The organism is Bosea sp. F3-2 (assembly GCF_008253865.1).
Classification (GTDB): Bacteria; Pseudomonadota; Alphaproteobacteria; order Rhizobiales; family Beijerinckiaceae; genus Allobosea.
Genome location: NZ_CP042331.1, coordinates 3,167,404 through 3,188,321 on the forward strand (window position 1 = coordinate 3,167,404; position 20,918 = coordinate 3,188,321).

At 63.1% G+C, this 20,918-nt stretch carries 16 protein-coding genes; 9 read left to right on the forward strand and 7 right to left on the reverse strand.

Going from position 1 to position 20,918, the window contains the following annotated elements; genetic code table 11:
* Window positions 1–99 precede the first annotated feature (99 nt).
* The 4 genes from FQV39_RS14685 (at window position 100) to FQV39_RS14700 (ending at window position 3,779) form a co-directional block, all read left to right on the forward strand.
* Window positions 100–849, forward strand: coding sequence for a FadR/GntR family transcriptional regulator (locus FQV39_RS14685; protein ID WP_149130973.1), 750 nt, complete (start codon window positions 100–102; stop codon window positions 847–849).
* Between the two features lie 8 nt (window positions 850–857).
* Window positions 858–1,625 (forward strand): SDR family oxidoreductase, encoded by a 768-nt coding sequence (locus FQV39_RS14690; RefSeq protein WP_149130974.1) that lies wholly within the window; start codon window positions 858–860, stop codon window positions 1,623–1,625.
* An 88-nt stretch (window positions 1,626–1,713) separates the two neighbouring features.
* A complete protein-coding gene (locus FQV39_RS14695; protein WP_149130975.1) occupies window positions 1,714–2,913 on the forward strand; it encodes a mandelate racemase/muconate lactonizing enzyme family protein in 1,200 nt (399 codons plus the stop codon).
* Between the two features lie 203 nt (window positions 2,914–3,116).
* A complete protein-coding gene (locus tag FQV39_RS14700) occupies window positions 3,117–3,779 on the forward strand; it encodes a hypothetical protein (RefSeq protein WP_149130976.1) in 663 nt (220 codons plus the stop codon).
* A gap of 1,151 nt (window positions 3,780–4,930) precedes the next feature.
* On the opposite strand, the gene FQV39_RS14710 is transcribed toward FQV39_RS14700, so the two are convergent.
* Window positions 4,931–5,926: a winged helix-turn-helix domain-containing protein gene (locus tag FQV39_RS14710; RefSeq protein WP_149130978.1), complete on the reverse strand. Its 996-nt coding sequence runs from the start codon at window positions 5,924–5,926 to the stop codon at window positions 4,931–4,933.
* Window positions 5,927–6,367: 441 nt separating this feature from the next.
* Between FQV39_RS14710 and FQV39_RS14715 the strand changes: the two genes are divergently transcribed.
* Window positions 6,368–7,414, forward strand: a complete 1,047-nt coding sequence (locus tag FQV39_RS14715; protein ID WP_149130979.1) for an NADP-dependent oxidoreductase — start codon at window positions 6,368–6,370, stop codon at window positions 7,412–7,414.
* A 196-nt stretch (window positions 7,415–7,610) separates the two neighbouring features.
* On the opposite strand, the gene FQV39_RS14720 is transcribed toward FQV39_RS14715, so the two are convergent.
* The 5 genes from FQV39_RS14720 to FQV39_RS14745 all read right to left on the reverse strand — a co-directional run bounded on the left by FQV39_RS14720 (window position 7,611) and on the right by FQV39_RS14745 (window position 15,823).
* Entirely contained in the window at window positions 7,611–7,904 is a 294-nt protein-coding gene (locus FQV39_RS14720) for a hypothetical protein (protein ID WP_149130980.1), read from the reverse strand.
* 445 nt (window positions 7,905–8,349) lie between these two features.
* Window positions 8,350–9,963 carry an OpgD/OpgG family glucan biosynthesis protein gene (locus FQV39_RS14725; protein WP_248313374.1) on the reverse strand — a complete coding sequence of 538 codons (1,614 nt, stop codon included), beginning with the start codon at window positions 9,961–9,963 and terminating at the stop codon, window positions 8,350–8,352.
* A 470-nt stretch (window positions 9,964–10,433) separates the two neighbouring features.
* Complete coding sequence (locus tag FQV39_RS14735) at window positions 10,434–11,573, reverse strand: adenylate/guanylate cyclase domain-containing protein (protein WP_149130981.1); 1,140 nt, start codon at window positions 11,571–11,573, stop codon at window positions 10,434–10,436.
* A gap of 21 nt (window positions 11,574–11,594) precedes the next feature.
* Window positions 11,595–11,945 carry a response regulator gene (locus FQV39_RS14740; protein ID WP_248313375.1) on the reverse strand — a complete coding sequence of 117 codons (351 nt, stop codon included), beginning with the start codon at window positions 11,943–11,945 and terminating at the stop codon, window positions 11,595–11,597.
* Between the two features lie 11 nt (window positions 11,946–11,956).
* Window positions 11,957–15,823 (reverse strand): GAF domain-containing protein, encoded by a 3,867-nt coding sequence (locus FQV39_RS14745; protein ID WP_149130983.1) that lies wholly within the window; start codon window positions 15,821–15,823, stop codon window positions 11,957–11,959.
* A 310-nt stretch (window positions 15,824–16,133) separates the two neighbouring features.
* Here FQV39_RS14745 and FQV39_RS34390 point away from each other — a divergent pair, with 310 nt between their 5' ends.
* The 4 genes from FQV39_RS34390 (at window position 16,134) to FQV39_RS14765 (ending at window position 19,413) form a co-directional block, all read left to right on the forward strand.
* The gene (locus tag FQV39_RS34390) at window positions 16,134–16,604 is read left to right on the forward strand and encodes a sigma factor (protein WP_149130984.1); all 471 of its coding nucleotides are present in this window, start codon (window positions 16,134–16,136) and stop codon (window positions 16,602–16,604) included.
* A 191-nt stretch (window positions 16,605–16,795) separates the two neighbouring features.
* Window positions 16,796–17,053 (forward strand): hypothetical protein, encoded by a 258-nt coding sequence (locus tag FQV39_RS14755; RefSeq protein WP_149130985.1) that lies wholly within the window; start codon window positions 16,796–16,798, stop codon window positions 17,051–17,053.
* A 456-nt stretch (window positions 17,054–17,509) separates the two neighbouring features.
* A complete protein-coding gene (locus FQV39_RS14760) occupies window positions 17,510–18,613 on the forward strand; it encodes a mandelate racemase/muconate lactonizing enzyme family protein (RefSeq protein ID WP_149130986.1) in 1,104 nt (367 codons plus the stop codon).
* 80 nt (window positions 18,614–18,693) lie between these two features.
* Window positions 18,694–19,413, forward strand: a complete 720-nt coding sequence (locus FQV39_RS14765) for an SDR family NAD(P)-dependent oxidoreductase (RefSeq protein WP_149130987.1) — start codon at window positions 18,694–18,696, stop codon at window positions 19,411–19,413.
* On the opposite strand, the gene FQV39_RS14770 is transcribed toward FQV39_RS14765, so the two are convergent.
* The gene (locus FQV39_RS14770) at window positions 19,410–20,873 is read right to left on the reverse strand and encodes a M20/M25/M40 family metallo-hydrolase (protein WP_149130988.1); all 1,464 of its coding nucleotides are present in this window, start codon (window positions 20,871–20,873) and stop codon (window positions 19,410–19,412) included. The genes FQV39_RS14765 and FQV39_RS14770 overlap by 4 nt on opposite strands.
* Window positions 20,874–20,918: the final 45 nt, after the last annotated feature.

Genomic DNA, 20,918 nt, shown 5'->3' on the forward strand with positions numbered 1-20,918 from the left:
CTCGAAGAGGGTTGCGCCATCGCGGCACCCATAACGCGGAAGAAGTCAGGTTGTCAAACAACTGATAACCTGACAATATGAACACATCGGGAGTATTCCATGCAGTTGTCCTCGATCGGATCCAGACCCAACCTCGCCGCCGACGCCGCCGCCGCCCTGGCGACGTCGATCCGCTCGGGCGCCCTGCAGCCCGGCGCACGCCTGCCCTCGGAGACGGAGCTGGCGCGCCAGCTTGGCGTCAGCCGGCCCGTGGTGCGCGAAGCGATCGCCTATCTGAAGGCCGACGGGATCGTGGAAAGCCGCCGAGGACTTGGCCTGTTCGTCAACCAGCAGGATTCATTGCGGCTGCGGCGCGCCGAGATCGACGCCTCCGAGCAGTCGATCCTGCAGTTCCTGGAATTTCGCCTCGGGCTGGAGGTCGAGGCCGCGCAGTTGGCGTCCTTGCGTCACACTCCCGAGGATCTGGCGCGGATGGAGGCCGCCGAGGCCGCTTTGAACGCAGCCGACGATGCCGGGGAAGACAGCGCGACGCATGATCTCGCGCTGCATCTCGCCATCGCCACGGCCGCGCACAACCCGCTGTTCCTGACGGTGCTGCAATTCGTCTCCAGCCCCTTGCTCAATTCGATCCGCAGCATGCGCGCCAAGGATCGCGGCGAGCAGGCCAACATTACGATCCGCCGCGCCGACCATGCCGCGATCCTCGATCGCATCCGCGCCAAGGACCCCACCGGAGCAGGCGAGGCGATGCGCAAGCACATCGGCGAATCCTATCGCCGCTATGCCGTGCAGATCGCGCCTGACGGCAAGACGCCGGCCCACCCCGCGCTTCAGACCTCGCCGACATAGGAACACCGATCTTGACGTCACTGTTCGATCTTTCGGGTCGCACCGCGCTGGTGACCGGGTCTTCACGCGGCCTCGGCCGCGCTATGGCCGAAGGGCTCGCCTCGGCCGGAGCCGCCATCATCCTCAACGGCGCCGATGCCGGCCGGCTCGACGCGGCGGTCGCCGCGATGAAGGCGGCAGGCCACGACGCGCGCGGCCTGCGCTTCGACGTGACTGACGAGCAGGCGGTGGTCGCAGCCTTCGCGGCGCTCGATGCCGAGGGCGTCGCCGTCGACATCCTGGTCAACAATGCCGGCATCCAGTTCCGCAAGCCGATGCTGGAGCTGGAGACCGCCGATTGGCGGCGCGTGCTCGACACCAACCTGACCAGCGCCTTCGTCGCCGGCCGCGAGGCCGCGCGCCGGATGGCGCAGCGCGGGCGTGGCAAGGTCATCAATATCGGCTCGCTGACCAGCGAGCTCGCCCGCGCCACGGTCGCGCCCTACACGGTGGCGAAAGGCGGCATCAAGATGCTGACCAAGGCGATGGCGGCCGAATGGGGCGAGCTCGGCATCCAGGCCAATGCGATCGGCCCGGGCTACATGCTGACCGAGATGAACCAGGCGCTGATCGACAACCCGAGCTTCGACGCCTGGGTGAAGGGCCGCACGCCAGCGCGCCGCTGGGGCCGCCCGGACGAGCTGATCGGCACCTGCGTCTATCTCGCCTCCTCCGCCTCCGACTATGTCAGCGGCCAGATCATCTATGTCGACGGCGGCATGATCTCGGTCCTGTGAGCCGAACGACCTTCCCGAGAAACACCAGAGAACAGGCAGCGCTCGTCGCAGGACGCGCTCTCGGCCAACCGAGACAGGGACGACCATCATGAAGATCACCGCGATCGAGACGCTGCGGACTGACGAGTTCTCCAATGTGCTCTGGGTGAGGGTTCACACCAACGCCGGCGTCATCGGCCTGGGCGAAACTTTCTATGGCGCCGCCGCCGTCGAGGCGCATCTGCACGACACGCTCGCCATGCGCCTGCTCGGCAAGAACCCGCTGCATATCGAGGCATTGCACAAGGAGATGACCAACCTGCCGATGGCCCAGTCCTCGACCGGCGTGGAGTCGCGTGCGACCTCGGCCGTCGACATCGCGCTGTGGGACCTGTTCGGCAAGGTCTGCGGCCAGCCGGTGCACCAGATGCTCGGAGGCCTCTGCCGCGACAAACAGCGCATCTACAACACCTGCGCCGGCTATGGATATGTGCGCTCGCACAACATCAAACCCGTCTCGACCTGGAACCTCGGCCTGTCCGAGGGTCCCTATGAGGATCTGAACGCCTTCATGAACAATGCCGACGCGCTGGCCGAGAGCCTGCTCGAAAGCGGCATCACTGCCATGAAGATCTGGCCCTTCGATCCCCCGGCGATCGAGAACCAGGGCCTTTTCATCACCCCCGAGCAGATGAAGAAGGCGACCCTGCCCTTCGAGAAGATCCGCAAGGCCGTCGGCGACAAGATGGAGATCATGGTCGAGTTCCACTCGCTCTGGAACCTGCCGACCGCGATCAAGATCGCCCGCGCCCTCGAACCCTACAACCCGAGCTGGTACGAGGATCCGATCCGGATGAACTCGCCGCAGGCGCTGGCCGAGTTCGCACGCTCGACCACCGTCTCGGTGACGGCCAGCGAGACGCTAGGCTCGCGCTTCCCCTACAAGGACATGCTCGACCGCGATGCGATGCACGTGGTCATGGCCGATCTGTGCTGGACCGGCGGCCTCACCGAGGGCCGGAAGATCGCGGCGATGGCGGAAACCTATCACCGCCCCTTCGCGCCGCATGACTGCATCGGCCCGGTCGGCTTCGTCGCCGCGATCCATGCCTCCTTCAGCCAGCCGAACACGCTGATCCAGGAATCCGTGCGCGCCTTCTACACCGGCTGGTACAAGGAACTCGTCACCGAGATGCCGGTGATCAAGGACGGCTATGTCTATCCGATGGAAGGCCCCGGCCTTGGGCTCGACCTGCTGCCCGCCGTGTTCGAAAGGCCGGACTTGCACCATCGCCGCTCCGCTCTGTGAGCGCTCGGGATTCCTCTCCCGGCAACGCCTTGCCGCGCGCCGTAGCGGCCCATGTGAGATCGGTTGGCGAACCTCAGTTCGGCGGCGGTTCCGCTCTCGGTATGCAGCTGTGTTAAAGTGATCTTGCGCCGACAGCGGGATATCGGGGAGCAACCGGACGATTTCGTACCCAAGAACACAGAGGGCTACGGGAGGATCAAGCGATGGGCACAAAACGTATCGAGCTTGTCGCAGCCGTCGGGCTGCTGGCGCTGGCCGGCGGCGTGGCTAAGGCCCAGACAGCGGAGATGAGCTTTTTCGTCACAAGTGTCGGATCCGGCAAGGGGGCAGATCTCGGCGGGCTCGAAGGTGCAGATGCGATCTGCCAGCGCCTCGCCCAGGCGGCTGGCGCCGGCGGCAAGACCTGGCACGCCTATTTGTCGACGCAAGCGACTGGTGGCGTGCCGGCGGTCAATGCGCGCGATCGTATCGGCGCCGGGCCCTGGCGCAACGCCAAGGGAGCGGTGATCGCCGATAGCCTCGCTGATCTGCATGGCGCTGCGGCAAACCTCACCAAGCAGACCGCGCTGACTGAGAAAGGCGAGACCGTCAACGGCAGCGGCGACAAGCCCAATGAGCACGACATGCTGACGGGCTCGCAGGCCGACGGCACCGCATTCGGCCCCGGCGAGGACCGCACCTGCGGCAACTATACCAGGAGCGGCGCGGAAGGCGCGGTGATGCTGGGCCACCATGACCGCGCGGGGCTCGATGAAACGCCGCCTTCGAAATCCTGGAACATGTCGCATATCTCGCGTGGTTGCAGCCAGGATGGTCTGAAAAGCACGGGCGGCGCCGGTCGCTTCTACTGCTTCGCCACCAATTGATGCGATCCCGAAGCGACGGCCAAAAGCCCCCTGCTGAAGCCGATGGACATCTGGGCGACTCGGACCCGCTTGCTGCATGAGACGCGAGTCCGCGACCTCTGGTTGCCACCCGGCGCAAGATCGCCGCGATCCGCACGATAGAGGCCTCGCAGCAGATCACTAGGGTAATCGGGTGATGGGAAACCGGGATGATCTCGCGGGTCTTCACCAACTACGGCATGCGACCCTCGAAAGTTTCTTTCTCATATGAGATAATATGAACATTGAAATTTTTGCTTGCCATTTCATTGGCTATTTCTTCCATACAACCTCCTTTATCAGGAGCTGACCGGTCTCCGTCGCCGTATCTTGCGAACCCCTGAAGTCGGCCCCCTGTCGTACTCCTGCCCTCTTTTCGCATCAGGACGGGACAATCGAATCAGGAAGGCGAGAGATATTTGATGCTCAGTAACAAGTCGGTTCTTCGAAGTGCGATGGCGGGGTGTGTCGCGGCGACGGCCCTCCTTTGCGTTTCGGTTCCCGTTCAGGCTGGCGATGGTCGACGGGCTGCGGCGGTCGTCGGCGGCTTGGCCGCGGGCGCTATTCTTGGCGGCGCGATTGCTGGCAGCAGGGCTTACGGCGCGCCGGCCTATGCTGAGGAAGCTTACGGCGAACCCGTTCCCGTACGGCGCTGCTGGAGGGAGCGGCAAGCCATATACGATGAAGACGGCGAGTTTGACGGATATCGCCTGGTTCGTATCTGCCGTTAGGCAGCCGGCCCCCAATGAGAGGCGGGCTCCGTTTCGCTGAGACAGTCCAGCGAGTTCCCTCGCAAAAGCTGAGCAGTGGCGGCGCCCCCTCGGGGGGCCTGCTCCAGTCGGGCACGCGTTGCAGTGCCCGGCCGATTGTCTTCATCCCGGCAACGCTGGCGACAAGGTTCCCGCTGGCTGGTGGCCGGCTGCCCATCGGACTGGGCCACCTTCAAAGCGATCATACGAAGCTCCGCGGTGCCGCCGCAGAGCTTAAACGGCGAGCTTCAGCCCCTATTCCGCCCGAAACGATTCCCGGCAGGCATAGTTGGCAACTCGTCCGTTGCGAAGTTGCGTCCGCGTGTGCATGTCGGATTTCAGGAATGCGACCGCATCTCGGTCACCAAAAGCAGGAGCGGTGGTTCATCGTCTTGATGCTTCCAGCGCCGCTTTGCGCTCTGCATCAACCATCGTCCAAATTGGATCGAGAACGACGCGTGCCATCGCTCCGGAGGCGAAGGCCTCGCTGAACTCCAGCCGCTGCGCGGAATTCATGACGACCTCGCGCTCACTCTCAGGCCCGCTGTAGCGGAATGAATCGCCGAGGACGCGCGCCTTGAAGTGAGATAGGCCGGCCGGCCTCTGGATGAGGCTGAGAGCTTGCGGCGGTCCGCGGACGGTGAAGCCTGTCAGAATGCCGGATCTTTCCGCATTCGTAATGACCAGCATGAATTGACGATTGGAATTGATGAATCCGGTACTGCTAACCCAAATCCCGACAAAACGGCGATGTTCGGGGAGTACATCATGCTTGATCCGGCTGACCTGAAATCGCGGCAGCGGCAGCTCCTTTTCGTGAGCGATGGCCGCAATACGTTGAACATCATGCTCCGTGAAAAGGTCGCTAGCTGATGATAGCGACAGCCAGTGGGCCGCGAGAGGCGCCCCCACAAGGGCGCAACAGGCCACGGCGACCGGTATCGCCCAAGCGAGGGGGCGGCTGCGCCGTGGCTGCTGTGGAGCACGGTCGGCTTCATTCGATCCGAGCTTCGCGATTTCGTGCCGTTCGGCCCGCGCTGCGTACGCGGGCTCGCCGGTCGGATCTGTCGCGGAAGCATTCAGCAGATATCCGCGGCGGGGCACAGTTCTGATCAGCTGGTGCTTCGTGTCACCAAGCTTGTCCCGCAGCTCACGTATGCACTGCACCAGCGAGTCATCCGTGACAGCAACGTTGGGCCAGACAGCCTCAAACAACTCCTTTTTCGAGACGAGCCGGCCAGCGTTGTCGGCAAGATGGCGAAGGACGTCGAACGCTTTGGGTCGTAGCGCAATTTCCTGATCGCCGACGCGCAGGCTTCCGCGCGTCAAATCGAGCACGAACCGATCAAATCGCAAAAGCTTAGGGCTGATCTGGCCCATCGGCTCCCCCTGCCTTCAGCCCAGCTCACGATCTGCAGGTCTTTACTATAGGCGAAACATCGGCGTTCCGTCACCTTTTCCTCATGACGCTGGGGAAGCCTCGCTGTTACGCAGTCATCTGGAGCCACGCCCAGAAAGCTGTCAGCCTGGAGCCGATGTCGCCCCCGAACTCCGAAGCGATGTCCGTCCGGCCGACAGGACCGCCATCAACGTACGGTTTCAGGGCTCTCGGCGCCTTTCAGGATCTGCATCCGGGGCCGTCCGATGGGCGTTTGCCGACAGACTGACGATCACACCAAAGTTCAGAACCGGATTGTGTCCCCACCCTTGTTTTCTGTACGAAGCAAGCCTTGCCGGCGTTGACGCAATGAGCTCCTGATTATCGCCAGATCGGTCACTGGCCTGCGCTGTCAATCGGACGATTACTCTCGGGAGGCTCTCATGTCCGACATAGGCAAGAACGCCTCGAAAAACCGGCGCTGGGTGCTCGCCTCCTATCCGGAGGGGCTGCCGATGCTTGATAACTGGCGGCTGGAAACGAGCCCGGTGCCGGAGCCGGGTCCCGGCGAAATCCTCGTTCGAACGAGCTTCCTTTCGGTCGACCCCTATATGCGCGGCCGGATTGCGCCGGGGAAGAACTACACGCAAGGCGTCGGCCTGGGCGAGCTCATGGTCGGTGGCGGTGTCGGCGAGGTGGTAGCGTCACGGCATCCGGCCTGGAAGGAGGGCGACATTGCCGAAGCCATGAACTTCGGCTGGCAGGAATGGGTTGTGTTACGGCCGGGCCAATCTGGTGTCTTGGCCGTCAACCGGATCGATCCTGCGCTCGCCCCGATCCAGAGCTCGCTGTCCTGGCTCGGCATGCCCGGCATGGCCGCCTATTTCGGCCTGATCGAGGTCGGCCGCCCCAAACCCGGCGATACCGTTGTCGTCTCCGCGGCTTCGGGCGCCGTAGGGCAGATTGTCGGGCAGCTCGCCAGGCTGGCTGGCGCACGCACCGTTGCTGTCGCAGGTGGCCCGGACAAGCTCTCCTGGTGTCGTGAGCTCGGCTATGACGCCACGGTTGACTACAAGGCGGAAACGGACCTGGAAGCCGCAATGCGCCGGGCCTGCTCGGACGGCGTCGATGTCTTCTTCGACAACACGGCAGGGCCGATCCACGATGCAGTCATGCCGAACCTGGCGGTCGGTGCCCGTATCGTCATCTGCGGGCGCATCGCTTTGGCCGATCAGTTTGGCAAACCGGATATCGGACCGCGCTTCCTTAGTCAGTTCATCGTCAGCCGCCCCAGCATGCATGGCTTTGTCGTCTTCGACTGGTGGCATCGGCGTGACGAGGCCCTGAAGCGGCTCGCCGCCCTTCACAGGGCTGGCAAGCTTCGTTTCAAGGAGGATGTGATCGACGGTATCGAGCGCGTCCCCGAAGCCTTCATCCGCCTCTTCAGGGGCGAGAACTTCGGCAAGCAGCTCGTGCGCGTAAGGGTTTGAACGGCAAGGAAGCCGTTACCTCGGAGCCGCTGGCCCCGGCTTAACACATGCCAGCAGCGTTTGCCGTCTGGCGGTGTTCATTAGCTGGCTCGAAGAGAATCTATGCTCGCAGCGGCGAGCTTCAGGGCTCGATCAGCGGTTCGTCTGGTCGGCCGGGCTGGCGCCACCTGCCTTCGACAGGTCGGTGACACGAGCCTCAGTCGTCGTCCCAGTCACGATACTGTCGACGATAGCCGTACGCTGGCGCCCAGGGTGGCGGGCCGCCATACCGAGGGCCGTAGCCGTACCTGTAGCCATAGTGGCGGCGGTGCCAGCGCTCCTGCCGCTCCATGTTCCATTCGATCTCCGCCATCCGATGCTCCCGGGTGTGCCGGATATATTCCACCGGTCGTTGGTCGAGCGCCTTGGATTGCGGGAAAGATTGCGGCCCGGCGCTGGCAGTCGTTGCAGCGCCGGTCACGATGACCGCAGCGATCAGAAAGCGGCGCATCAGAACCCTCCGTCTTTGCTCTCAGCGCTCCAACTGCAACGCTGAATGAGCGCAGTGGTTCAGTTGAGCGATGATGCCGCAGGGGTCAGGCGACCGGATTGGGCGCCGGACCATCGCGGCTTGGGGGCATTGACAGATGGTCCGGCGCCCTGCGCCGCATCTCCGGGGCACGGCGGGACGGTAAGGCGGCAAGATGAACCACGGCCGAACGACCCCTTGAAGGAACAGCGATGCCAGCGCCGAAGACAAGAGGTGACGCGACCAAGGGCGGACCATCATCCCAGCGCCAGACACACTTGGCGCTACCGGCAATTCGCTCGCCGTCATGTCGGTCTAGCTTGAACCAACCGGCCAAGCTGCAGGCGAAAACCTGCGGATGAGAGCTTCATGTCGAAGCGACCAAGTCCGCTCCCGGACGAGCATCCACATCTGCAGTTGGGAGCTTTCAATCCTTCTTGACCTCTCTCGATATCGGCGTTGGAGCTGCCAGCGCAGGAACTGCCCACGAACTCGTCCAAGTCTCCGTCAGGATACGGGCGCGTGACTTCAGAAGCACGCGTAGCTCGGCGCTCTCACCAGCCGGCAAGGTTGCGTCCACAATAGCGCGGAAGCCCTTCGTCGTGGGATTGGGATCCAGGATAGCGGCAGCAATCGCACCCGCCGTCGTCGACGCGGCGATCTCGACGCGCTTGGATTCGGAAAGATAAAAGGCAAGATCTCCATCAGCGAAATCGATGATGAAGCGCTTCTTCCCAATCCCATCGGCCGGGCTCTCGACAATATCGGGGCCGTTGAAGCTGTTTTTGACCTGACCATACTGGTGGAGCGTCTCGGTCGTAGACACGGCGGAAAGGCGATAGCTGAACTCGGCCGCTTTGCCGGGTGGCAACGGCGTATTCGGCGTCCAGTAGGCGACGATGTTGTCAAAGCCCTCGTTGTTCGTTGGCAGCTCGACCAGCTCGATGCGTCCTTCGCCCCAGTCTCCGTCCGGCTCGACCCAATAGCCGGGTCGGGCATGATATTGTGCCTCCAGATCCTGATAGTGCCCGAACTCTCGGTCGCGCTGCATCAAACCGAAGCCGCGGGGGTTGCGATCGCCAAAGCTCGTGATCCGCAGCCTTTTTGGATTTTGGATCGGGCGCCAAATCCATTCGTTGGCTCCGCTCTTCATCATAAGACCATCTGAATCATGGATCTCGGGCCGAAAATCTGTTCGCTGACCCAGATCGCCTTCGCCTGCGAGGAACATTGACGTCAGAGGAGCGATCCCCAGGCGGGAAACGGCAGTGCGCGGCACGATCGTCGCGGTTATCCGTACACTTGTCTGCTTGCCGGGGGAGACGATGTACCGGTAGGCCCCAGCCGCCGACGGCGAATCCAGCAAGCCGTAGATCACGAGTTCCGTACTGTCCCGCGATGGCTCTTCGAGCCACAGAGCCCGGAAGAACGGAAACTCTTCTGGCTGTCGGCCACCGACGTCCAACGCCAGTGAACGCGCAGAGAGTCCGTAGCGATGGCCTCGACCGATCAGGCGAAAGTAACTTGCGCCGAGGAAGGAGATGACCTCGTCCTGAACGTTCAGATCGTTGAGGGTGGTCGTCACAGCAAAGCCAGCAAATCCCAGCGACGGCGACAACTGCTTTGGTACCGCAACCTTTCCGTATTCGAACAAGCCTGTCGTAAAGGGGATCGGGATCGCGCTGCCGTCCTTGATGATGTGGACCTGCACCGGCTTGTCGTGCAGAAAGCCGAGGTGAAATAACAGCAGGCGATAATCGGAGCCACCCTCGCGCCAGAACGCCTTGTCCCGCCGAAAGCGAATTTCGCGATAGCTGTCATAGGAAAGCTTCGACAGCTCGCGCGGGATTACCAGCCCTTCGGAATCGAAAGGCTGTTCGCCCAGCTCTTTGGCCCGGCGTACCACGTCATCGTAGCCGAAGCTCTTTTGGCGGCTCTGCTCGGGAGGGGCAGCCGAGCCCTTCGAAAGGCCGACGGCGGGCGATGAGAGAAGCAATGCCAAAGCCGCACGTCGCGAACAGGACCGCGTAATCGGGCTCATGCTGATGTCCCCCTTTTGCACTCGGCATGAGACAGAAAGCTCTCATGACATCCTGCGGCGTCCATCAAACCTAGCGAGGGAAGCGGCGGCAGATGCTGCCGAATTCAACGGCACCATCACCAACATGTTCCGGAGGAAAAAGTCGTCGTTTCGCAAGACTGGAGTGGAGTGGACGGAAGCGCTGGGCCGGCCAGGCGAAGAAGCGCTCAACGACCATCGGCGCGATACTGCTCCCCTCGCCGAGCGCTGCGGCCACACGGGCATTGACCCAGGGCGAAATCGCCGAGAAGTTTGTCAATCTCGCCGAGGCGGTGCGGGCGCATCATAAGAAGAATCGACTGAACGCCACGCGGCGTCCGCGCTCGCTCCTTTCCGGCCTGGTCTTCTGCGGCTGTTGCGGCGGCCCCTACTCTCTTCGGAGCACGGACCGCTTCGCCTTCAAACCTGCGTAGGCCCAGCTTCAAGCGGGACTATCCCATCCTGAGAGAGCCCAGGCGGCAAACCTCGATCGGGCGCGCCAATCCCTTCAACTCCACCGACCCAATGGAACGGACCTCGGCAATGTCGGAAACGGCCGTCGCGAGCTTTCTCGTGAGCAGGATCTCGCCACTCTTCGCATCGGCGCACAGGCGGGCCGCGATGTTGGCCACCGTCCCGATCGCGGTGTAGTCCGTGTGCTCCTCGAAGCCGATCTGTCCCAGTGTCGCAAAACCCTGGGATATGCCGATCCCGACGCCGAGCGTATAGCCGCGCTCGCTCCATGACTCCGTCAGCGCACCGATCTCGCAGCGGATCGCGTCGGCCAGCCGGACCGCCTGCGCGGGAGCCTCGGGGGATGGGACGGGGTCGTTGAAGAACACCATGATGCCGTCGCCGGCGAAATGGTCGAGCGTTCCCCCGTGCAATCGCACCAGCGGCCCGAGCACACCGTGATATTCGCGAAGCACGGCCATGACCTCTTCCGGTTCCGCCGTCTCCGCAAAGGCGGTGAAGCCGCGCAGGTCGCAGAACAGCACGACCACCTCGCGCCGATGGCTGTGGAGCAGACTGCCGTCGCCGTCCGACAGGACGACCTCGGCGATCTGCGGCGCCAGGAAGCGCTTGAGCCGGCCGATGCGTTCCAATTCGCCGAGTTGCGCAGCGACCCGTTCCTCCAACATGCCGGTCCATGCCGCTAGTTCGGCAGCCTGCTTCGCCAGGCGGTCCGCCTGATCCCGGAGCTGATGGTGAAGCTGCTTGATCCTCAGCATCGCCCGCACGCGCGCCACGAGTGCGGCATTGTCGATGGGTTTCGTCAGATAATCGTCGGCGCCGCTGTCCAGGCCGGCGACGATGTCCTTCGGGTCGCTCTTTGCCGTCAGCAGCAGGACGGGAATGAAGGGCAGCGTCGCATCCGCCTTGAGCCGCTTCACGACCTCGATGCCATCGAGCTTCGGCATCATCACATCGAGAAGCACGAGGTCGGGCAAATCCGCGCGCGTCCTTTCCAACGCCTCTTCGCCGTTTCCGGCAACGATCACGTCGTATCCAAGGTGCTCGAGGCGAGCCCGGACGATATCGACATTATCCGCCATGTCGTCGACAACGAGGATCTTCGGCTGTTGACGCACGTCGCCTCCCTCGATTCCGAGCTAGGGAAGAAATTCGCGCACTTTGGCTAGCAATTGCCGGGGGCTGAATGGCTTGGCGACATAGCCGTCACAGCCTGCCGCGCGGGCCTTCGCCTCGTCTCCGCTCAGCGCGTATGAGGTTACCGCGATGATCGGAATATGGGCGAGCGCGGCATCGGCCTTGATCCGCCTCGTCGCCTCGTAGCCGTCTATTACAGGTAGCTGGATATCCATCAGGATGAGGTCCGGGTGCTCTGTCGTCGCAAGTTGCACGCCGGCCGCCCCATCGACCGCTTCGACAAGATCGTAGCCGGCGGCGGAAAGAAGGTCGCGCATGATCTGCCGATTGTCGGCGGTGTCCTCGACGATCATGATCCGCTTGCTCATGGCGGGCTCTCCTGCGCAACCGCGCATATCGGAATGTCGATGCTGAAAGTCGAACCCGCGCCTGGCGCCGAAGTGACCGAAATCTGACCGCCATGCATCGCGACGATACGCTGGGCGATGGCGAGACCGAGGCCGCTGCCTCCCTTCTCGCGCGTGCTTGAATTGTCCAGCTGCCGGAACTCCTCGAAGATCTTCTCCTGATCGGCGGCGCTGATGCCCGGCCCGGTGTCGCGGACCGTGATCTGAAACCTGCCATCGGGAGCAGATGCTGCAATCGCGACTTCCCCGGCATCCGTGAACTTGACCGCGTTGCCGACCAGATTGAGCAGAACCTGCGACAGGCGCCGGGCGTCGCCGCGGCCGACCGGCAGGTCATCCGCAACGCTGGCGCTCAGCGCCAGGCCCTTGGTTCTGGCGAGGGAATCGGTTGCCGCCAGGACCGATTGCACCAATGACGGGAGCGTGTAGTCGTCTATTGTCAGCTTCAACTCGCCGGCCTCGATCTTCGACAGATCGAGGACGTCATTGATCAGGCTGAGAAGGTGCTGTCCGTTCTGCTGCACGCGTTCGAGCACCGAACGCGGCTTTTCCGGCAGGTCGCCATAGATGCCATCCATCAGCAGTTCGGCGTAACCGAGAATGGCGTTCAGCGGCGTGCGCAGCTCGTGGCTCATATTGGCGAGGAATTGCGACTTGTGCTGGCTCGCGAGCCTGAGCTGCTCGCCGCGATCGGCGAGTTCCTGGAACAGCCGGGCATTCTGGAGCGCCAGCACCGACTGGTTGGCGAAGGTCTGCATCAGCCTGACCACGGAATCCGGAAATTCGCCCGTCACCCGCCGCTGCAGCACGAGCGCGCCAAGCGTTCGCTCCGGGACAGCCAGTGGCACGATGAGCGCCGATTGGAAACCGGCCGCAAGCGAGATGTCGCGCACCGGATAGCTCGCGCGACGCCCCAGATCGGGGACCATGACCGGCTGCAGCGATTGGGCAGCCTCGCCCATGGCGGTCCCCTCCGCATCGATCCGGGTGGAGCGCAGCGCGTTCACCAGCTCGTCGCTCATGTTGCAGGCTTCGGCGAGACGGAAGGTCCGGCTCGACTTGCGGTATTTATAGATCGCGCCGGCGTCGGCTCCGGACAGATCGACGGCGCGCGCGACGATGGTCGACAGCACCTGCTTGACGTCCAGCGTCGAGGTGACGGCGCGGCCGACATCGCTCAGGGCCTGCAACTCCTCCACCGATCGCGCCAGTTCGCGCGTGCGTGCCTCGACTTCGCCGAAGAGGCGCGCGTTCTCGATGGCGATGACGGCCTGGTCGGCGAAGGTCTTGACCAGCTCGATCTGCCTGTCCGTGAACGGCTTCACCACCATCCGCGCCAGCGACAGGGTTCCGATCGGCTTGCCGTCCCTGAGAAGCGGCACGCCGAGCATCGTGCGCATTTTTCCGATATCGAGCGCTTCATGCCAGGTATAGTCCGGGTCAGCTCTTGCATCGGCGATGTGAACGATCTCTCCTCCGAGTGCCACCCTTCCCACGAGTGTTCCGCGGCCGGGGGAGATCGGCTGGGTCTTCATCCATTCAACGAATTCGACCGCAAATCCGTGATTGGCAGCGACCCGATAGACGTCGCCGCTGCGCTGGAACAGGAAGGCATGTTCGGCGCCGCAGAGCCGGCAGGCCGACTCGATCAGCACGTCGAGCACGGACTGGAGGTCGAAGGCGGAGCGGCTGATGACCTGGAGAACATCGGACGTCGCGGTCTGATATTTCAGCGCCTCGGTCAGTTCCCGGGTCCGGGTCTGAACCTGGTCGAACAGGCGGACATTCTGGATTGCGATGACCGCCTGATCCGCAAAGGTCTCGATCAGCTCGATTTGCTTGTCCGTGAACGACTGAACGACGTTTCGGCTCACCACGATGACACCCGCGACCACGCCATCCAGGAGAAGCGGAACGCCGAGCATCGAGCGCCGGGCATCATTCGCAACGCCCAGGAACATCGTGAAATCGGCGTCCGCCCGGACATCCTCCACCTGAATGGTGCGACGCTCATTCACGACGCGGCCGGTGATCGACCCGTGATCGAGTGGGATCGGGCGCTCCCGCGCCAGGCGCTGGAGCTCCTCGTTCCTGGCCCCGTCAGTTGCCACGAGCCGGTACTCGCCGCCCTGCAGGGCCACGATCGAGCCAGTATCGGCCTGGCACAGCCGTCTCGCCGTCTGGGCGATGCTGTCGAAGATGGGGTGCAGATCGTTTGGCGATCCGCTGATCACCTTCAGAACCTCGGCGGTCGCGGTCTGCTGTTGCAGCGACTCCGTCAGCTCGCGCGTTCGCGCCTGCACCTCGTCGAACAGCCGGACATTCTCGATGGCGATGACGGCCTGGTCGGCGAAGGTCTGCAGCAGCGCAATCTGCTTTGGCGTGAATGGGAGAACCTCGGTGCGGCGCACCACCAACGCCCCGATGCCGTCGCCTTCCCGCAGCAAGGGCACTGAAAGCGTCGTCCGGTGGCCCATTCGGAGAGCCATCCGATAGCCGTCGGGGAACTCGACCGCCTCCTTGGTGAGATCCTGCACATGCACAGGCACCCGATCGAGGACCGAGCGGCCGGCGGCCCAGTGCCGGTTGAGGGGCCATCTTTCGAGATTGATCGGTATCGGCCCGTGATGCGCGTCGAACACGAGATCATTGCCGTCCCGCAGCAGGACGACAGCATCATAGGCCTCGCAGAGCTGGCAGGCGCTTTGTGCAACCGCCTTCAGAACCGGAGCGATATCCGTAGGCGAGGAGGCGATGGCGCGCAGGATGTCGCTGGTGGCGACCTGTTGCTGCAAGGCTTCCGCCAGTTCCTTGGACCGTGCCTGCACCTCGTCGAAGAGACGGACATTCTCAATGGCGATGACGGCCTGATTCGCGAAGGTCTCGACCAGTTCGACCTGCCTGGCGGTGAACTGCCGGACATCGCGGCGCAGCAGCGCCAGGGCGCCGATCGGCGTGCCGTCCCGCAGTAGCGGTACACCGAGCGCCGAGCGCCAGCCTCCGATCTTCTGGCCCGCGAGCATCGTGTATTCCGGGTCGGCAAGCACATCGAGGATCTGCACCGGGCGGCCTTCGACGATCGCCCGCCCTGTCACCGTCCCTCGACCCTCGGTGTAAGGGTTCTGCTCCAGATAGGCGCGAAACTCGTCGCTCAGGCCGAAGGTCGCGTCCATGTAATGCGTGCCGTCGCGCAGCCGGGTCAGGACCGCCTGATCGGCCGCACATAGACGGGCAGCGGATTCGGCCAGCGTGTCGAGAACGGCCTGGAGATCGAAGGCGGACCGACTGATCGCCTTCAATACGTCGGCCGTCACGCTCTGCTGCTCCAACGATTCCGTCAGGTCGCGCGCCTGCTGCCCGATTTCCCGATCGAGATCGGAACGCACCTCGCGCAGCCGCCCTGCCATGCCGTTGAACGCGCTGACCAGCGCTTCGAGTTCGCCAACCGACGCGCTGTCGATACGCTGATCGAGGTCGCCGGCGCCGACGCGCGCAACGCTCACCGACAAGGCCTGAAGCGGTATTGTCACCTTGCGCGCCAGGCGCATGCCAGCGAAAGCAGCGAGAGCGAGCGCCGCCAGCATCAGCAATCCCCAACGCCACATCGAACGATAAAGCGCCGCGTCGACCGCCTCTGTCGCCAATCCGACGACGGCCAGCCGTTCCTGATGGGCGAACCAGATCTCCAAAGCACCACCGACGAGAAGCACAGCGCCGACGACGGCGACGAACATGCCGACATAGTGTCTGTGCAGGCCCGCAAAGGGCCGCGCGCCTGTCTCTGGCTCACAGGCGTGGATGCCGGGAACCTCGCTCGCGCTCATGCCATGCCCTCGCCGTAGAGACGAAGCTCAGCGATGGGGCCGGTTCGGACGCACCGATGACCGGTCCGTGACAAAACCACGCTTCGTCGACCGAACAAGCGACGATCTTGCTGGGCGGACGGTGCCATGGCAGCCCCTCCCTGCGGGGCATTCTGTGTCAAAAGCGCATTTCTGCCAATCAGGGCATCCGCGTGACGCTCGGCGCGTCGGCCGGCCCCACCGATGTTGGAGTTTGCGCCAGCAAACGGAGCCAAGGTCTGAAAGGGATCTAGGCCGTGTCAAAACGCCTTGGGACCCGGCGGCGTTTCGCATGATCATGCAAACGCATAACCAGCGGCTCTACCGGATCGCGCGGGCGGTCATCCGTAACGACGCCGAAGCTGAGGATATGGTGCAGGAATCCGATGTCAGGGCCTTCACCCATCTCGAAAGCTTTCGCGGCGAGTCCAGCCTGGCCACTTGGTTGTCGCGAGAGCAGCCGCGCTTCATGCTCTGCTTTCTCGATAGGCCAGAACGATCTGAAAAAGGAAACATCACCCAACCCGCGCAAGTTCAGGGCATCTATCGGTCAAATTTAGGCGTTCTGCTATCCAAACGTCAGGACGTTGATCAGCCGCTCTGCCAGCCTGGCGCTCATGCGGAAACCCTTCCGCTGCGTAGAGAGCGTAAACATGCTGATCCCGCCTTGCCCGTCTGCACGCGTGCAGTGTTCTCCAAGGCAGCTCTGGTGGTTGGAGCGCTCTTGTCGGCGGCTATGAGGTGTCGAAGGGCCGGTGGCTGAGCGCTAACGCGATGCCCCCGGTTTCTCGATTGATGACCGTCAGCCGACAGGCGGTCGTCAATTCAGGAAGCACCAAACGCTCGCATTGGCCTTTATTCAAGCTGAGGCGGAGAAACTCGATGGGACGAATTCTAGCATTTGTGATTTGCGCCTGCGTCATAGGGGGCAGCCTCGCAGAGGGGGCACAACCGATGACGCGTCAGGCACGAGCCTGCCTCGCTTGGGATAGAGAGCTCGAGCGCATGCTTGAGCGAAGCGAACAGTTCGCTCTCCACACTCCGGATTTGCGACAGGGCATTCGCCTGGAAGCTCTCAAGCTGCGAGAGCGGTGTGCTCGCGATATCAGCATGGCCTCCCTCAATCGGTATGTCATGCTCACAAAACTGCTTTACGACGACGAGGCCGACGAGGTGGAAAGTTTCAGCAACGATCAAATTGCGGGCGATTGACGCGATTCAATAGATTAGGATAATACTATGATGATATAATATTACTCAAAGATTATTTATTTATATAACTATAAAATTCCCTGCAGATTTCTCTATTGACCATCAGGAAACCAGTCGATGGCGCCATTTTTTAGAGAAGAGCAGGCAATGACTATCTCATCCGGTGTATTCGCCCGGAGCTTGACGCATCGGACTCAGATGGACACCTCCCGATAAGTGAGTAGCCTTGATCGGCCTCGAAACGCATTACGTCAGCTGTTTTAATGGCGATCGCACCACTTGCTGTGTACGATTGTTGCAATGCCCCCACTTTGGGAGGACCGCGGATGATGGACGAAGTCGACCGGGCAGCCATGGAGGGCGGCGGCTTCTACAATCGCAATTCCGCGTTGCAGCCTGCCGACCCGTTTCCTGGTCACGAAACCTGACGAAGTATTTGTCAGCGGAGGGGGAACGATGAAGATTACTGCGGTCGAGGCGATTGTTTTACGCATCCCGTTCACGGTCGGAGGCAGATCCGCTGCCGGTGTCTGGGGCAAGGACGGCTTGCAGGCGGCCGATTCCCTGCTGCTGAAGGTGACGACCGATACCGGCCTGGTCGGATGGGGAGAGTCGTTCGGATTTGCCGCTATTCCTGCCGTCAAGGCCACGGTCAAGACCATGATCGCGCCGGCCTGCATCGGCATGGAGGCGAGCCGCATCGAAGCCATCGGACAGGAACTTCAACGCCGCTTTCACATCTTCGGACGCAGCGGCGCCATCATGTTCGGCCTTTCCGCGCTCGACATTGCGCTTTGGGACATTGCGGGCAAAGCAGCAGGCGTGCCCGTCCATGCGATGCTGGGCGGCGCCAGGCGCAATCGCCTGCCAGCCTATGCCAGCCTGGTCCGCTATGCGGACGCCGATGCGATCGCGGCCAATGTCCGCCGTGCGCTGGGCGAGGGCTATCGCTCGCTTAAGCTGCACGAGGTCGATCTGGCCGTGATCGCGGCGGCTCGTGAGGCCGCCGGCCCCGAGATCGAGATCACCCTCGATGTGAACTGTCCCTGGTCGCTGCGGAAAGCCATCGACATGGCCGAGAAACTAGAGCCGATGCGCTTGCGCTGGCTCGAGGAGCCCGTCTGGCCGCCGGAAAACTTCGAGGGGCTGGCGGCCTTGCGCGGCATGTCCGCGATTCCTCTCGCCGCCGGAGAGAATGCGTCCACGCTTATCGAGTTCCAGCAGATGCTCGCTTGCGGGGCGATCGACTTCGTGCAGCCCAGCCCGGCCAAGATGGGAGGCATCAGCGCGCTGCGGAAGGTCATGGCGCTGGCCGACGCCCACAACGTCGCCGTGATGGTCCATACCTTCTATGACGGTCCCGGCCTGCTCGCGAGCCTTCATGCCACCGCCGCGCTCGGCGACGATGGGTCAATGATCGAATGGCGGTATTTCGATATGGAAGCCGATCTCTACGGCGGCGCCTTGCGGCCGCTTGACGGCTACATTGATGTGCCAACGGGTCCGGGTCTCGGCCTGGAGCCCGATCCGGCGGTTATCGCGCGATACCGTATCAACTGACGAAATCATCCGGAGCCGCCGGACGTTTCTCGAGCTTCCGGTTCTCCTCTTAACCGCTCCTGAGAAACCGGAGTGCCGCTATGCAAGTCGCATATGAGTTCTCACGGCAAACCGCTATCGTGACGGGCGGCGCCCGTGGGATTGGCAGAGCCATCGCAGCCGCGTTCGCGGCAAGTGGAGCCGATGTCTGGATCTGGGATATCGAGCCTGTCGAACTCGCCGGAGCGCACTCTGTTTCCGTCGATGTGACCAAGCGTGACGAGATCGCCAAAGGGCTTGCGCTTCTGGAAGGCAAGGGCGTCGACATCCTCGTGAACGATGCGGGATATCTCGGACCTTATCAGCCATTCGAGAACTCGGAACCGAGCGGGTGGCAGCAAATCTTGCAAGTGAATCTGATGGGGATGCTGGAAGTCACCCACCAGGTTCTTCCGTTGATGCGGCGTGCCGGCACGGGACGGATCGTCAATATGGGCTCGCTTGCAGGCAAGGAGGGATTGCCGAACCTGGTCGTTTACTCCGCGGCGAGTGCGGGCGTCATCGCCTTTACGAAAGCGCTCTCCCGCGAAGTCAACGACACGGACATCCGCGTCAATTGTGTGGCGCCAGGCCCTATCGATACGCGCATGATCAGGGATTTGGGCAACGAGACGGTCGACGCGATGATTACCGCCAGTCCGCTCAGTCGTCTGGGAGACCCGAGCGAAGTGGCAGCGCTCGTGCTGTGGCTCTGCTCCGATGCGAGCGCGTTCAATACCGGCGCTGTCTTCGATATGTCCGGAGGCCGGGCCAGATATTAGAGCGGTTTGTGGTTGCGTGGAATCGGGATGGCTTCTGGGTTCGCGCGCGCCCAAGAAATCCCGAGCCTAACGCGAAACTCCGCCGGTGCGAAGGTCGCGAGTTCCTGCAGCAGGAGCGGCCAGCTGCGCAGCCCGAGCACGATCGAGTCGATGTGGAAGAATTCGTTGGGCGCGTGGACGTCCTCGTCTGGCAGGTTGAGGCCGAACATCAGCGTGTCGATGTCGAGCAGCTCCTTGAAGATCGCAGTGATGGGAACCGTCGCGCCCAGGCGGACATGGATGGGATCGCGCTGCCAGACCCGTCGCAGCACCCGCGTCGCCGCCTGGACCAACGGATGGTTGCCCGCCAGTGTCGAAGCCGGGGCTCCGGCGCCAACGCCTGCAAATGTGATGCGCACACCGGGGCGAGCGAACGAGCGGATATGGTCTTGCAGTGCCTGGAGGGCCTGTTTGGGGTCCTGTCCGGGCGCCAGCCTGATCGTGATCTTGGCTCGCGCCTCGTCGGGGATGACGGTCTTGCTGCCTGCGCCGGTATAGCCTCCCCACATGCCGTTGACGTCGATCGCCGGGCGCAGCGTCAGGCGCTCGCGCAGGCTGTAGCCAGGCTCACCCGCCGCGATGCCGCCGACATCGGCGACAAAAGCGGCCTCGTCGAAGGGCAACGCCGCAGCATCGCGCCGATCGTGCGGGCTCGGGAGTGGCAGCGCCGCCATCAGGGCCGGGATAGCGATTGCCCCGTTCTCGTCATGCAGTGAGGGGATTATTGCCGCGAGTTCATGCAGCGCATTGCGGACGCCGCCGCCATAGCGACCGGAATGCAGCTCCTTCTCCGCGCTACGCACGATGAGCTCAAGCTTGGTTAGGCCACGAGCGCCGACATTGATCGTCGGCACGATCGCGCTCTGACGCCCGCCATCGGCGGAGATCATCGCGTCGGCCTCCAGCAGCGGGCCGTGGCGGCGCACGATCTCGTGCAGGCTGGGGCTGCCGGTCTCCTCCTCCCCCTCCAAGAAAAGCTTGATGTTGACCGGGCAGCCTCCATGCACCGCCAGGAAGCCGGCGACGGACTCGATCGCAATCGTGGTCGAGCCCTTGACGTCAGAGGCACCGCGCGCGTGCAGATTTCCGCCCTGGATCGTCGGCTCGAAGGGCGGCGTCCGCCAGAGGGCGAGAGGATCGGGCGGCTGCACGTCGTAGTGGCCATAGACGATGATGGTCGGCGCGCCGGGGGCCCCCAGCCACGCACCGTAAACGGCCGGATGGCCGCCGCCATCGAGCAGTTGCACGTCCGACAGCCCGATCCCGGTCAGCCAGTCGAGCAGAAAGCTCCGGGCGGCGGCCATGCCTTCGGCATAGGCGGGATCGGTGCTGACGCTGGGCAGCCTGAGGAAGGCGTTGAGCTTGCCGAGCACTGCATCGTGGCGCTGCAGAAGATAGTCTACGACAGGCTCGGCATTCATTCGATACTCCTCAAGGCTTGGGGCCGTCGATAAAGGTGCCGCCGG